This is a genomic window from Bordetella sp. MIP270_01_BMS (assembly GCF_054958705.1).
The window spans coordinates 404,725-419,634 of record NZ_CM143297.1; the positions used below are offsets into that span (position 1 = coordinate 404,725).

The window sequence follows — 14,910 nt, forward strand, 5'->3', positions numbered from 1 at the left end:
CCGGGTCAGCCGCCGAAGAGATTCTGCTGGATCTGTTCCAGGTGCGCGTGCAGCAGCACGCGGGCCTGGCCGGCATCGCGGTCTTTCAATGCGGCCACGATGGCCCGATGCTGCAGCTGGTATTGCCCGCGACGCGCTGCGGTAAGGGATTCGCGTTTCAGCCGGCCCCATTCGCCTTGCTCGCGGACCTGGTTGGCCAATTCCATTATCTGCAGAAAGAACGTGTTGTGGGTCGCTTGCGCAAAGGCCTTGTGAAGTTCGCCGTCCCACTGTTCGAATTCTTCGATGCTGGACGCGGCTTCCGAGCGTGCCAGGCATAGCGCCATGCGCGCGAAATCGGCGCTCGTGGCATTGCGCACGATGAGCGTGGGCATCAGAGGCTCGATCAGCAGTCGTGCCTGCATCAATTCGGCCGGGCTCGTTTGCAATCCAGCCATTCTGCCGGCCGCTGCTGCACCGGATCCGACCCCCTCCGCCACGAATGTTCCGCTGCCTACAGCCTGAACTATCAGGCCCAGTTCGCGCAACTCGGCCAGCACGCGACGCACCGACCCGCGCGACGCACCAAAGCGCCGGCACAGTTCGCGTTCCGGCGGCAAGCGCATGCCGGCATGAAGCTGGCCGCCGGCTATCGAATCCTTCAGGTGGCGAGCGAGCGCCTTGGCGCCCGCGGCGCGTACCCTGGTGCCGGTGAGGATGTCGTTCACGGTAACTTCCCATCGTCTGGCGTGGGCAGCCATTATGAACCAATTGGTCGTTCATGTTCAGCAGAAAGGTCTTGCCAGGGCCGAGCCCCGGTTCTAGAGTGGCCTTTGCGCGGCCATGTTGCAGCGGCCCGCGCCAGAATAACGCAGCATGCAGATCCAATTGGTACACGGGTTCGGCCTGCATTTGGCGGGCCATCGCACCGGTGCCGTACACGGAGGGTTCGAGACATGGCTTTTTCCGCGAGCAGGTGGGCTTCCGGACTGATGCTGGCATGGGCGGCATCATGGAGCGCACAGGCGCAGTATCCCGAGCGTCCCGTCACCATGATCGTTCCGTTTCCCCCGGGAGGCGTGGCCGACACGGTGGCACGACCCGTGGCCGAGGCGCTGGGCCGCGAGCTTGGGCAGACGGTGGTGGTCGAGAACAAGGCGGGGGCGGGCGGCTCGGTGGGCATCGGTCAGGCCGCGCGCGCCGCACCAGACGGCTATACCGTGCTGCTCAGCCTGTCCTCGATATCCATCCTGCCCGAGGCGGACCGCATCCTGGGTCGCAAGGCCGCGTTCCAGATCGACCAATTCACGCCCATTGCACGCATTACCGCCGATCCCACCGTGCTCATCGTCCGCGCCGATTCCCCTTGGCACAGCCTGCAGGATTTCGTCGCCGATGCAAAGCGCCGACCTGGCACGCTGAACTACGGCAGCTCGGGAATCTACGGTTCGATGCACGTGCCCATGGAAATGCTGAAGAATGCAGCGGGCATAGAATTGACGCACGTGCCTTTCACCGGTGCGGGCCCGGCGGTAGCGGCCTTGCTGGGCGGGCAGGTCGAGACCATTTCCAGCGGGCCCTCGAGCGTGATGCCGCAGATACAGGCGGGCAAGCTGCGCGCGCTGGCCCACTGGGGAGATGCCCGGCTGGCCGCGCTGCCCGACGTGCCGGCGTTGGCGTCGCAAGGCTACGATATCAAGTTCGTGCAGTGGTCGGGCATCTTCGTGCCGGTGGACACGCCAGAAGCCGTGGTGCAGCGCCTGCGCGACGCGGCCCGCGTGGTGCTGAACGACCCCAAGGTGCAACAGACCATCCTGGGGGCGGGCAGCCCGGTGCAGTACCTGGACGCCCCTGAGTTCGCTGCCTACTGGAAAGCCGATGCGCAGGCCATGGCGCAGGCGGTGCAACGTATCGGCAAGGTGGAATAGGGCGACGACGACGCGCCGCAGCGGCGGCTTCAGCCCTTGACGCGCACGATCTTCTGCACCTGGGGCACATGCCGGATGGCGCGTATGACCTGCGCCAGGTGCTTGCGGCTGTCGACCTGGATGGTGAGGTGCAGCGACACGGTGGATACCGCGTCGTCGTGCATGGTGATCTGGACGATGTTGGCATCGGCGGCGGTCACTTCGGCGGCGAGACGGCCCAGAACGCCGCGCTCGTTGCGCGTGATGACATCGAGCCGGGTGGACAGGTGCTTGGCAGTCTGGGCGTCCCAAGCCACGTTGACCCACCGTTCCGGTTCACGCGCACGCTGTCGCACGGCGATGAGGCAATCGGCGGTATGCACCACCAGCCCCTGACCCAGCCGCAGTCCGGCCACGATGGTGTCACCGGGCAGGGGGCCGCAGCAGGGCGCGAGCTGTACCGCCTGGCCCTCGTTGCCCTGAATCAGGATGGGGGCGCTGCGGGCAGACGTGATTTCATCGACTGCGGCGGCCGTCGTGGCGACCAGTTGATGCTCGGGGGCGAATCGCCGCGCCACCACCGTGGCCAGGCGTTTGCCCAGCCCGATATCGGCGAGGATTTCATCGCGCGAACTGGCGCCGGTGCTGCGCGCCAGCTTTTGCCAGGCCGGATCGTCCGACGCGGGCAGGTCCAGGTGCAGGTCTTGCAGGGCCTGTTCCAGGAGCCGCTCGCCAAAGGCGACGGATTCTTCGTAGCGGACCGTACGCAGGTAGTGCCGGATTTCGGATCGCGCCCTGCCGGTGCGCACGTAGTTGAGCCACTGTGCATTGGGCCGCGAAGCTGGTGACGTAATGATTTCGACGGCGTCGCCGCTGCTCAGTTCGGTGCGCAGGGGCACGAACTCATTATTGACCTTGGCGGCCACTGCCTGGTTGCCGATATCGGTATGGATGGCATACGCGAAATCGACCGGCGTGGCACCTCGCGGCAGCGAGATGATCTTTCCTCGCGGCGTGAATACGTAGACAGCATCCGGAAACAGGTCGACCTTGACGTGTTCCAGGAATTCGCCGGAATCGCCGGTCTGGCTCTGGATGTCCAGCAATGATTGCAGCCACTGGTGCGTGCGCTTCTGCAGGTCGTTGAGCGAAACGTCGGCCCCTTTGTACAGCCAGTGCGACGCGACGCCTTCTTCGGCGATGTGGTGCATGTCGCGTGTGCGGAACTGGAATTCCACGGGCGTGCCGTACGGGCCCACCAGGGTCGTGTGCAGCGACTGGTAGCCGTTGACCTTGGGAATGGCAATGTAATCCTTGAACTTGCCCGGCACCGGGCGGTACAGCTGATGCAGCGTGCCCAGGGCCAGATAGCACTCGGGCAGCGTGTGCACAATCACGCGAAACCCATAGATATCCAGCACTTCCGAGAAGGACTTCTTCTGTTCGACCATCTTGGCATAGATGCCGAACAATGTTTTCTCTCTGCCCGATACCTCGGCTTCGATGCCGGCGGCGGGCAGGGCGGCGCAGACGGCGTCGCCGATTTTGCTGATGACTTCGCGCCGATTGCCGCGTGCTGCCAGCACCGCTTTGTACAGCACCTGGTATCGGTTGGGATACATCGCCGCGAAACAGAGGTCCTGCAGTTCGCGGAACAGCACATTGAGCCCCAGGCGATGTGCGATCGGGGCATAGATTTCCAGGGTTTCGCGGGCGATGCGGCGGCGCTTTTCCGGGTTGACCGCGTCCAGCGTGCGCATATTGTGCAAGCGGTCGGCCAGCTTGATGAGGATGACGCGCACATCGCGCGCCATGGCCAGCAGCATCTTGCGGAAGCTCTCGGCCTGCTGTTCCGCCTTGGTGGCGAAGTCGAGGCGGTCGAGTTTGGACAGGCCGTCGACGAGTTCGGCGACTTCCGGGCCGAACTTCTCGGCCAGTTCATGCTTGGTTATGCCCTGGTCTTCGATGACGTCGTGCAGCAGTGCGGCCGACAGGGCGTTGGCGTCGAGTTTCCAGGCGGCGCAGATCTCGGTGACCGCGATCGGGTGCGAGATATAGGGCGATCCGCTGGCGCGGAACTGGCCCAGGTGAGCCTGGTCAGCAAACCGATACGCTTCGCGTACCCGCTCGACGTCTTTTTTATCGAGATAGCCCGAGATGATCTCGGTGAGTGGCGCCAGCGAGGCAACCGGCGATGATGCCGGAAGCGCTTCATCGTGGGCGCCCGTGGCGGCCGGCGCCGGCGTGGTGGCGCTCTTTTTGCCCGGGCGACGTCCCAGACGGGAGCCCGCGCGCAGAGCGGCGAGCAATCCCGTGGACGCGTACTTCAGCCGGGGAAAAGCCATGTTGCCGCCCCCAGGACCGGATCAGGTCGGGACTTTGCGCAGCATTTCCAGGCCGGTATGGCCGCTGGCGATCTCGCGAAGCGCGGTGACGGTGGGTTTGTCTTTGCTGTCGATGCGGGGGGCGTGGCCCTGGGCCAACTCACGGGCACGGTAGGTAGCGGCCAGCGTCAGTTTGAAGCGATTCGGAATTTGGTTCAGACAGTCTTCGACGGTAATTCGAGCCATGGATTACACCTGGAACAAGCTGTGAATAGAGAGGTCGCTTCAGTGTGCCGCCGGAATGCCCAACTGGGCGAACAGGGGCGCATGGCGGACGGCCTGAGACGAAAAACGTAGCCGGGCGGCGCTGATGATCTGCGAAAGTTCCGCCAAGGCTACGCTAAATTCTTGATTAATAATAACATATTCGCATTCCGGCGCATGGGCGATTTCGCCGCCCGCGGCCAGCAGCCGTCGTGCGATGACCGAGGGGGCGTCCTGGCCCCGAGCCTTGAGCCGGTGCTCGAGCTCTTCGATGGATGGCGGCAGAATGAAGATGCCGATGGCCTGCGGATAATGCTGGCGCACCTGGCGCGCGCCCTGCCAGTCGATTTCCAGCAGCACGTCTTTGCCGTCGCGCGTCGACTGCTCGATCAGGTCGAGCGGCGTGCCATAGAAGTTGCCATGCACTTCGGCCCACTCCAGCAGCGCGTGCTCGCGCCGCAGCGTTTCGAACTGCTCGACGCTGATGAAGCGGTACTCGCGACCATCGGCCTCGCCGTGACGGGGGGCGCGGGTGGTGCACGAGACCGACAGCACGAGGGACGGGTCGTGGTCGAGCAAGGCTCTGACCAGGCTGGATTTGCCGGCGCCGCTGGGTGCGACGACCATGAATACGTTGCCGGGGTTTTCGGACATGGATCGGAAAGGCAGGCAGATAAGAGGCGAAGGATAGCAAAATAGGCCGAGCCGATGGCCCGACTACTGGCCGGCCGCGCCTGGCGTCTGGCCGGGCGCGCGGCCTTGGCCGGGGCATGGCGGCCGGCGCTGGCCGTGCGACACGCGGGTGAGCGTGGCCGGATAACGGGCGGAAGCACTCGGATAACTAAATATTATATGCGGCGCAGCTTCCGGCCTGGGCACGCCCCGTCACCGGCGCTTGCATACCTGGGCCTGCAATTGCGTTAGGATTCTGCGATTCAGTCAGAGGGAGAAACTGATGCAATCGAATGAGCAACCCGGCGCACGCGTCGCGCTGGTCACAGGTGCAGGCACCGGTATAGGCCGCGCCGTGGCCCTGGAATTCCTCGCCCAGGGGTACCGCGTGGTGCTGGCTGGCCGGCGCCGCGAATTACTTGAGCAGACGCGTACCGCCGCGGGCGACGACGGGGTGCGAGCCCTGGTGGTGCCTACGGACGTCAGCGACGAGCAGGCCGTACGGGCGCTGTTTGACGAAACGCAGCGTGCCTACGGCCGTCTCGACGTGCTGTTCAACAACGCGGGCCGCAATGCGCCGGCCGTGCCGATCGAAGACCTGCCCGTAGAAACCTGGCGCGACGTGGTGGACGTGAACCTGACCGGCATGTTCCTGTGTGCGCAGGCGGCCATCCGCCTGATGAAGGCGCAGCAGCCCCAGGGGGGCCGCATCATCAACAACGGCTCGATTTCAGCGCATGCGCCGCGCCCTTATTCCATTGCCTACACCGCCACCAAGCATGCGGTCACGGGGCTCACCAAGTCGATTTCGCTCGATTGCCGCCAGTACGGTATCGCGTGTGGCCAGATCGACATCGGCAACGCCGCGACCGACATGACACAGCGCATGGCCGACGGCATCCTGCAGGCCGACGGCAGCCGTCGCGCCGAGCCTCGCATGGACGTGGCGCATGTGGCCCAGGCCGTGCTTTCCATGGCGAACCTGCCGCTGGACGCCAACGTACAGTTCATGACCATCATGGCGACCAATATGCCATTCGTCGGCCGCGGTTGACCGGGCCGCGGACACGACGCGAGGGGCCTCTGTGAAGCCCCTCGCCGAGACCGCCAAGCGCCCGAAAGCCTGAACGAGACAGGCGCCTGATTCCACAACCCAAGCATCAGGGTAAGGTTCGGAAAGCAAAAAAGGCCGCAGGGCCTTTGCTGCACCCCGGAAGCCGGACATGGAATCCAAGCTCCGGGGTGCTTTTCATGTCGACGCGTGCGCTACGAGCGGAACCGCAACGTCGCGCACGCGTTTGCTCAGCGCATTCACATGGAAGACGCGAGCCACAGCGCACCCATGAAGACTACGCCCGATCCGACCAGCGTGACCATGGTGTAACCCAGGATGTCGCGCATCTTCAGGCCGGCAATCGCCAGGATGGGAAGCGCCCAGAAGGGTTGCAGCATGTTGGTCCACTGATCGCCGTACGCGACGGCCATGATGGCAACGGCGGGGTCCACGCCGAGCTGGCGGGCCGCATCGAGCATGATGGGCCCTTGGACCGCGAACTGGCCGCCACCCGAAGGCACGAAGAAGTTCACGATGCCGGCCGACAGGAAGGCAAGGATACCGAAGGTCTGCTGCGTCGAGATGGCAACGAAGGCATCCGAGAGCAAGGCTATCAGCCCAGAATGCTGCATGATGCCCAGGATGCCCGCGTAGAGCGGGAACTGCAGGAGGATCTCGCCGACACTGGATGCGGCATTCCGGGTGAGATGCACCAGTTCGAAGACATTCTTGGTGAACAGCAGCACCAGCGCCAGCAATGACCAGTTCACGATGTCCAGGGTGATGCTGCCGCCGCGCGCGAAATGGATCACCAGGTAGGCCACCAATGCCAGGCCGAAAATGAACACAAGGATGCGGGAGGCGTCCATCCGGTCGCCCGGCGTCACTACCTCGTACTTGGCGACGCTGTGCTCCTCCGAGCCAACTTCCTCAGGCAACTCGTACACACGGGCGTCGCCCTTGGGAGCCACCAGCCAGAAAAGAGCGGCGCAGACCACGATGACCAGTACTGCCGCGGCAATGTTCCACGACGCGAATATGGTGTCGGACACGGGGATCGTGCCGCCGCCCAATGCGCCGGACAGGAAGGACCCTGGGGTCGCCGCCGTCAGGGGCCCCGAGCCGGAATAGCCCATGTGCCAGACGATAAACCCGGAATATCCTGCGGCCACCAGCAGCGGAAAGTGCAGCTTGATGCCTCGCGCGCGGCCCTGTACGGCGACTTCGCGGGCGAGCACGGCGCCGGCGATCAGCCCCAGGCCCCAGACGAAAAAACACAGTACAGCGCTGACGATGAAGACAAACATGTATGCCGTTGCGGGCCTCGACGGAATGCGGGCTAGAGCGATGAGCACTTTGCGGATCGGGCCGGTGTTCGCCAGGATGTGGCCCAGAAGCAGAATCAGACACATCTGTGTCATGAAGGCAAGGATGCCCGAGAGGCCGTTACCCCAGAATCGGACAATCTCGGTGGGCGCCGTATCAGTCAGGAAGAGAGCCATGATGGCCACTATGATGGTCAGCGCCATCGCGAAAGTCATCGCGGACGGGATCCATCGCTCGAGAAAATTGTTGATCGGCCCCATTAGTCCCGAAGAGCGGGCATTGGCATGATGGTGTTGTGACATTTGCGTGCCTTGTGATTATGTAAATACCGGAATCCGGTGAATCCACTTGCGAAATCGGAGAATAATTGATTCCGCTTCCCCTGTTTCTGAATCATCCTCGCGACGGCCAGTTCCTCCTGTGCTGATCGCGGCCCGCCAGGACCGCGCGTTCTTCTTTATAGATCGACAACTTTCTGCGGATCAGGCGTCCAGCACCAGGTCCGAAGTGGGTACGGCCTGGCAGGTCAGGCATACGGCGGGATCATCCGGCTCGACGCCGTGCAGATGACGCACTTGCCCCGAGATGATCCTGACCGCGCAGCTCTCGCACTGTCCGACGCGGCAGCCGCTGGGCGCCGACACCCCCATATCCTCTGCAAACTGCAGCAGTGTGCCGCGCGGCGGACTCCATTGCGCCTTGACGTCTCCCGATCGGCTGAACCGCACCTCGTATTGAGCCGTGCTGTCGGGGTCGACAGTGGGAGGCGAACGGAACACTTCGCTGAAGATGTCGAAGGCCGGAACGCCCCTTGCGCACAGCCCGGCGCGGACGCTGTCCATCATGGCCGGAGGGCCGCACATATAGAAGCGCGCCCGCGCGCGGATCAGGGTGTCCGGCACCACGTGCGCTCCCAGCACGTCGCGGGGGTCGGGCTCGCCGGACAGCGGGTCGCCATAATAGTCGCGGATGTGCAGGCGTGGCAGGCGCGCGGCAAGCTCCTGCAGGCGCTTGCCATAAGCCTTGCTATGGCTGCTGCGGTTGGCGTAATGCAGCCAGACCTCCGGAGCGTCTTCCACATACAGCAGCGACTCCAGGTACGACAGAAACGGCGTAATGCCGATTCCGCCCGCGAACAGGACCACAGGCTGCGCCGACTGCAGCGGCATGACGAACGAGCCCCCCGGCGGTCCCACACGGATCGCGGAGCCCACGCGCATATGACCATGCAGATGGCCCGACATGGCGCCTTCCCATGGCTGGCCGGACTCATCCTGGCCGCGCTGGAGGCGCACCGCGATCTTGTAGGTCTTGCGCGACGCGAGAGCGGCCGGCCCGATCAGCGAATAGCTGCGCATCACGGACTTGCCGTCCTGTCGCGCGACTTCGACCGCGATGTGCTGGCCGGGGCGGTAGTCGGGCAGGGGTGCGCCATCTTGCGGCGACAGCGTCAGTTCCAGTACGCCGTCCGCGACGGGGTGCAGCGCGCATACCTGGAACTCGCGTCGCCCTTGCCAGCGGCGTTGACGCAGATCGAACGCCGGATCGCGCGCGATGTTGCAAGGAAACTGGCGCATGGGCACCGACCCGCTGATCGGGTCGACGAACTCGGCGGAAATCAGCCCGTTGTAATTGCTGTTCGCCGGGCCGACGACGGGATAGCCCGGTTCGCCCAGTTCCGGGCAGGCTTGCCACCAGCCGACTTCGGCGTAGACCACCTGCCTGTCCAGGTGCGGGTCCAGCGTCGCGACAAACCGCGCAGTGCCGGCCGGCGTAGTAACGCGTACCCAGTCACCCGCCTCGATGCCGCGCTCGGCGGCGATCTCCGGATGGACGCTCGCCGTCGGCAGGTTCGCGCGCTTGCGCAACGACGCCAGCGATCGATGCTGGCTGTGGCAGTAATAGCCGTTCTTGCGCGACGTGAGCGTCAGCGGGTAGCTGCGTTCGTCGTGTGCGGCGTTGCTCAGCAGGTCATAATGGCCGGGCAACGGATCGTAGCCGTGGCGCAGCAACTGCTCTGAATAGAGCTCGACCCTGCGAGTTGGCGTATTGAATCCGTTGACCATTCCGGCTGCACCTGGCGTGGCCGTCTCGGCGGGCAGCGCGTACTTTTGGTCCCGGTGCACCAGCGGCACGTGCACGGTGCCGGCCTCGCTGCGTCGCAGGTCGGCCACCGTCAGGCCCAGTGGCGCCAATTGATGGTCCCACCCGCGCTCGAGGTCGCCATTGAAGAATGTGTCCGCCATCCCCAGACGGCATGCCAGATCGAACACGATGTCGTTGTCCGAGCGCGATTCGCCGCGCGGCGAGACCATCCGGGGGCGGAACTGTACCCGTTCCTGGGCCGCCTGGCTGATTTCGAATCCGATGCGCAGGCCCTCGCGTTCCCAGGGAGTGTTCACCGGCAGGTAGATGTCGGCGTACCGGGACGAGGGGGTGTCGAACAGGTCGCAATGGACATGAAACTCCAACTGCTGCAAGGCGGCTTGCGCCAGCTCGACATCGCCCTGCGAGGAAAGCTGGTTGGTGCCGAAACCCATGAAGGCCCTGACTCGGTACGGCTGTGCATTCACAATAGCCCGATACAGATCGCGCGCGATCACCCATCCCGTCGCGGCGGGGCCGAGGGGCCGTTCTTGCAGGCCCAGGGCCTTCTCGCGCTGCGCGGCAGGAATGAGGTCCAGCCCATTGACGGCATTGACGGCTGGCTTGGGGTAGACGCGATTGCCGCCGGGCCGGTCGAAGCTGCCGGTCAATGCATAGAGCACCGCGATGGCCCGGTCGGTCTGCGTGGCGTTGGTGCTCTGAGCCACCCCGGACCACGAGTGATAGGCGATGGAGGAGCTCTGAGCAATCAGGTCCGCGGCCTTCTGCAGCGCGGATGGCGCCACGCCGGTCACGGCTTCGACCTGCGCCGGGGTGTACTGGGCACAGCGCTGCGCCAGCGTTTCCAGTACGGGCCGGCACAGGGTGGGCCGGCCGTCGATATTGACGATGAACTCGCCTCGAAGCGCGAACGCGTCAGCGCCCTGGTCCGTGCCAGGGTAGCGGGTGTCGTAGCGCACGGGCTTCATGGCGCGCAGGTCCCAGGCCGCCCAGGCTTGTGCGTCTTCCGCGGACGCGCCGGCGTCGCAGGCACGCAGGAGCTGGCCCGTGTCGCCCCGCACCAGCAGTGGCGCGTTGGTCCAATTGCGCACGAACGCGTGGTCGTAGCGGTCGGTGGAGAGCAGCTGGTGGGCCAGGCCCAGCGCCAGCGCCGCATCGGTGCCCGGCTTGACCTGCAGCCAGGCGTCAGCTTGCGCGGCCAGCGCCGTGCGCATCGGATCCACGACCAGCAGGCGGGCGCCCGCGCGCCGGCCTACGCCGATGGCATTGGCCTGCGCCAGCCAGGTATTGCTGGGGTTATGGCCCCAGAGCATGATGAGTTCCGCGTTCGGGTAGTCGGCCACCGGGATGCCGCAGCCGAAGGTGAACGCGTGCGCGTGGTCTTTGTGCCAGTTGCAGACTTCCGTGCCATAGGCAATGTTCGGGCTGCCGAAAGCACGCACGAAGCGTTCGATCCAGTCGATGCTGTCCGACAATGGCGTGCCGCTGGGCGTGGTGACGCCAAACGCGACGGCCTCGGCCCCGCTTTCCGCCTTGATCTGGCCGAAGCGGGTCGCGATTTCGTCCATCGCCTCATCCCAGGTGATCCGCCGCCAGCCCGGGTCGGGCGATCCCTTGGGTGTGGTACGACGCATGGGGTACAGCATGCGGTGAGGGCTGTGCACCAGTTCGGGTGCCGCGCGCCCCTTCGGACAGGTCGCGCTGCCCGTGGGGTGGGCAGGGTCAGGGTCGATGCGAATCAACGCATCGTCGCGTACGGTGTTAAGCGTTCCGCAGCGCGAACGACAAAGAGTGCAATAGCCATTGATCTGCGCCGACATGGTTCCGACTTCCTCCCGCCCATCGGGCATCTAAGCGCCGGTATCCTAAAAGAGTTGCAGAGTTATTGCTAATATATATTCTTTAATATGCAATATAGATAGCATGAATATTGTCGACGGGCCAGGGCGCGCAGTTACCCTGCGGCAGTTCGAGTACTTTCTGGCGCTTGCAGAAACGGGGCAGGTGTCCAAGGCTGCCCTGCGCTGCAATGTGTCGCAGTCTTCCGTGACCGTGGCGTTGCGGGGCATGGAGCAGACGCTGGGCGTGTCGCTGTTCGTCCGTCATGCCAAAGGGTTGCGGCTCACCGAGACGGGCGAGCGGTTCGTGTCGCATGCGCGCAATGTGGCCAACGCGGCCGCGCGCGCCATCGACGATATACGGTCGGCGCCCAGCGACGTCACCGGCCAGTTGCGGATCGGTGTCACGGAAACTATTTCGGCCTATGTGGTGCCCAGCGTGATCTCCACGGCCGAGCAGCGCTTCCCGCATCTGCGCCTGCAGATGGTGGAAACCGACCGGCCCAGCATTGAGCGCGCGCTACTCGAGGGCGACCTGGACCTGGGCCTGGTCATTGTGTCGAACCTGACCGAGAACGACGATCTGGAATACGACATCATGCTCAAATCGCCGCGGCGGCTCTGGACCCATCCAGATCATCCGTTGCAGCAGAGGTCGAAGGTCAGCCTGCACGACGTGGCGCGTTATGACTACGTCCTGCTCGACATGGATGAGCACATCGACACCATGGAAAAGTACTGGGTGCGGCACCAGCTGAGGCCCAACGTGTATTTCCAGAGCAAATCGCTGGAGGCTGTGCGCAGCATGGTGGCCTTTCAGAAAGGCATTGCGATACTGTCGGACCTGGTCTACAGGCCATGGTCGCTGGAGGGTCGCCGCATATTGCGGTGCAATGTCAGCGAGGTCGTGCCCACCATGGATATTGGCGCCGTCTGGTGCAAGGCCAGGCCGCCATGCAATAACCGCGACATCGTGCTGCGTTATTTACACGCGGCCGTGAAGGCGATGGCCCACGAATGAAAAGCAGGCCGGCTGCTGGCGGTGCAGCCGTCCGTGAAGCTCAGCGCGACGCGCTCGCCGAAGCGAGCAGTTGGCCCTGGGGTTGGGCGCCGGGTGCGGTATCCAGGTACCGTCGGGCCGCAACGTAATTGCGCGACCAGTACCGGTTGTCGAGACTGTCGACGCGGACGCGGGCGCCACGTGTCGGCGCGTGCACGAACTGGTTCTGGCCGATATAAATCCCGACGTGCGACACGCCGCCCCGCCGGCGCGTGGCAAAAAACACCAGGTCGCCGGGTTGCAATTGCTTTTTGCTGACGGCAGTGCCTTCCAGGCGCTGGGCACGCGCCGTGCGTGGGAGTTCCACGCCGGCGATTTCCCGGTACACGAATTGCGTCAGACCGCTGCAGTCGAAGCCGGCGGCGGGGTCGTCGCCCCCCCAGACGTAGGGCGTGCCCAGCGTTTCGAGCCCGGCTCGCACCACCATTTCGGAAAGGGATGGGACGGTGAGGGGATCGAAAAGGCGCAGCCCATGCAACGATGCAATGGCATCGGTGGCGATGGAGGCTTGGGCGGGGGGAGACCAGGTAAGGCTGGCGGCAAGGAGAGGCGCGGCCAGGAAAGCGGGTAGGGCGGACAGGACGGAACGGACTTTTCGCGTCGGTGGAGTCATTGCGACAGTTCGGAAATCGGGCGGGCGAAGATGGCTGACTGCGTCAAGCCGGCGAAATGTGGCGCCTTTGCAACAGGCTTCGCCGCATTTTACAGGATTGACGTTTTTTTGCATTTGCGGGTTATTACTAGGGGAATGTGCGCAGATGCGGGCAGCTTGAGCCTCTGAAGGGTCGTCACAGGCGCGTAGGGCATAATCGTCCGATGGCGCGCACGGCACGATTCCCTTCCGGACCCGCAATATGACAGTTGACTTTTCAGCCGCTTTTATCCATCGCCCGGAGCCCCGGGCTTTCGAGCCTTTCCAGGACGCCGCCGCGGCGGTCGAAAGGCTTGTGGAGATCTACGCCCGCAATACGGCGTATATCCGCAGCGCCTTTCAGGACGTGGTCAATGGGCGAGACCTGCCCGGGCCGGTACGGGCCTGCTATCCGGCCATACGGATCGCAGTGGCGACTTATGATCCGATCGACACGCGCCTGTCGTTCGGGCATGTGGCCGAACCCGGCATCTACCAGACCACCGTGACACAGCCCGACTTGTTCCGCGACTACCTTGTGGAACAGATCGGGCTGCTGCTGCAGAACCATCGCGTGCCCGTTGAAGTGGGCGAGTCGGACTCGCCCATTCCGTTGCATTTCGCATTTCCCGAGGGAGCGTACGTCGAAGGTGAGCGTCTTGAAAGCATGCGACGCCCTTTGCGTGATCTTTTCGACGTACCGGACCTGGCCGTTACTGACGATGCCATCGTCAATGGCTCGTGGCGGGGCCGCGACGGCGAACCGCGGCCCTTGGCGCCGTTTACCGCGCCGCGCGTTGACTATTCCCTGCATCGGCTTCAGCACTATACGGCCACGGCGCCCAGCCATTTCCAGAACTTCGTCCTGTTCACCAATTACCAGTTCTACGTAGACGAGTTCTGCGCCCGGGCGCGTGCCCTGATGGCCAGTGGCGAGGGCGATTACGATGCACTGGTAGAGCCGGGCAATCGCGTCACACATCGCGGCGATACCACGCCGCAGTCGCCTCCGACCGGCGGTTTGCGCTTGCCCCAGATGCCGGCGTACCACCTGGTGCGCCCCAACCATGCGGGAATCACACTGGTCAATATCGGCGTGGGGCCGTCCAACGCGAAGACGATTACCGATCACATTGCCGTGCTGCGGCCCCACGCCTGGCTGATGCTGGGTCACTGCGCGGGCCTGCGCGGCTCGCAGCGGCTGGGGGATTACGTGCTGGCGCACGGCTATGTGCGCGAAGACCACGTGCTGGACGACGACCTGCCCACCTGGGTGCCGGTGCCGCCGCTGGCCGAAGTGCAGGTGGCGCTGGAGCAGGCGGTGGAAGAGGTTGCCGGTCTGTCGGGCTGGGAACTGAAGCGCATCATGAGAACCGGCACGGTTGCCAGCATCGACAATCGCAACTGGGAACTGCGCGATCACGATGAGCTGGTACAGAGGTTCACGCAGTCGCGCGCGATTGCGCTCGATATGGAATCGGCCACGATCGCGGCAAATGGCTTCCGTTTTCGGGTGCCCTACGGCACGCTGCTGTGCGTGTCCGACAAGCCGTTGCATGGCGAACTCAAGCTGCCCGGTATGGCCAGCGCGTTCTATCGCGACCAGGTCAACCAGCATCTCGAAATCGGCATACGCGCGCTGGAACGCCTGCGAGACATGCCTTCGGAGCGCCTGCATTCACGCAAGCTTCGAACCTTCATGGAAACCGCCTTCCAGTGATGGCTATGAAGTAGTAATTTCATAGAAAA

At 64.2% G+C, this 14,910-nt stretch carries 11 protein-coding genes; 4 read left to right on the forward strand and 7 right to left on the reverse strand.

Annotated features, from left to right (window positions below):
• Positions 1-5: 5 nt before the first annotated feature.
• Entirely contained in the window at positions 6-707 is a 702-nt protein-coding gene (locus ACV17W_RS01955; RefSeq protein WP_462594781.1) for a FadR/GntR family transcriptional regulator, read from the reverse strand.
• Positions 708-935: 228 nt separating this feature from the next.
• Here ACV17W_RS01955 and ACV17W_RS01960 point away from each other — a divergent pair, with 228 nt between their 5' ends.
• Positions 936-1,907 (forward strand): tripartite tricarboxylate transporter substrate binding protein, encoded by a 972-nt coding sequence (locus ACV17W_RS01960; protein WP_462594782.1) that lies wholly within the window; start codon positions 936-938, stop codon positions 1,905-1,907.
• Positions 1,908-1,936: 29 nt separating this feature from the next.
• Here the strand turns inward: ACV17W_RS01960 and ACV17W_RS01965 are convergent, their stop codons facing one another.
• From ACV17W_RS01965 to gmk, 3 genes are read right to left on the reverse strand one after another with little or no spacing between them, the layout of a single operon-like run.
• Positions 1,937-4,231 (reverse strand): RelA/SpoT family protein, encoded by a 2,295-nt coding sequence (locus ACV17W_RS01965; RefSeq protein ID WP_462594783.1) that lies wholly within the window; start codon positions 4,229-4,231, stop codon positions 1,937-1,939.
• 21 nt (positions 4,232-4,252) lie between these two features.
• Entirely contained in the window at positions 4,253-4,456 is a 204-nt protein-coding gene (gene rpoZ, locus ACV17W_RS01970; protein WP_462594784.1) for a DNA-directed RNA polymerase subunit omega, read from the reverse strand.
• Positions 4,457-4,495: 39 nt separating this feature from the next.
• Entirely contained in the window at positions 4,496-5,128 is a 633-nt protein-coding gene (gene gmk / locus ACV17W_RS01975; RefSeq protein ID WP_462594785.1) for a guanylate kinase, read from the reverse strand.
• Between the two features lie 301 nt (positions 5,129-5,429).
• Here gmk and ACV17W_RS01980 point away from each other — a divergent pair, with 301 nt between their 5' ends.
• The gene (locus ACV17W_RS01980) at positions 5,430-6,200 is read left to right on the forward strand and encodes an SDR family oxidoreductase (protein WP_462594786.1); all 771 of its coding nucleotides are present in this window, start codon (positions 5,430-5,432) and stop codon (positions 6,198-6,200) included.
• Between the two features lie 257 nt (positions 6,201-6,457).
• Here the strand turns inward: ACV17W_RS01980 and ACV17W_RS01985 are convergent, their stop codons facing one another.
• Both ACV17W_RS01985 and ACV17W_RS01990 read right to left on the reverse strand, forming a co-directional pair.
• Positions 6,458-7,828, reverse strand: coding sequence for a short-chain fatty acid transporter (locus tag ACV17W_RS01985; RefSeq protein WP_462594787.1), 1,371 nt, complete (start codon positions 7,826-7,828; stop codon positions 6,458-6,460).
• 180 nt (positions 7,829-8,008) lie between these two features.
• Positions 8,009-11,452: a molybdopterin-dependent oxidoreductase gene (locus ACV17W_RS01990; protein ID WP_462594788.1), complete on the reverse strand. Its 3,444-nt coding sequence runs from the start codon at positions 11,450-11,452 to the stop codon at positions 8,009-8,011.
• Between the two features lie 103 nt (positions 11,453-11,555).
• On the opposite strand from ACV17W_RS01990, the gene ACV17W_RS01995 reads away from it, so the two are divergent.
• On the forward strand, positions 11,556-12,491 hold the full coding sequence (locus tag ACV17W_RS01995; RefSeq protein ID WP_462594789.1) for a LysR family transcriptional regulator: 936 nt from the start codon (positions 11,556-11,558) through the stop codon (positions 12,489-12,491).
• Between the two features lie 40 nt (positions 12,492-12,531).
• On the opposite strand, the gene ACV17W_RS02000 is transcribed toward ACV17W_RS01995, so the two are convergent.
• Positions 12,532-13,143: a C40 family peptidase gene (locus ACV17W_RS02000; RefSeq protein WP_462594790.1), complete on the reverse strand. Its 612-nt coding sequence runs from the start codon at positions 13,141-13,143 to the stop codon at positions 12,532-12,534.
• 241 nt (positions 13,144-13,384) lie between these two features.
• Here ACV17W_RS02000 and ACV17W_RS02005 point away from each other — a divergent pair, with 241 nt between their 5' ends.
• The gene (locus ACV17W_RS02005) at positions 13,385-14,881 is read left to right on the forward strand and encodes an AMP nucleosidase (protein WP_462594791.1); all 1,497 of its coding nucleotides are present in this window, start codon (positions 13,385-13,387) and stop codon (positions 14,879-14,881) included.
• Positions 14,882-14,910: the final 29 nt, after the last annotated feature.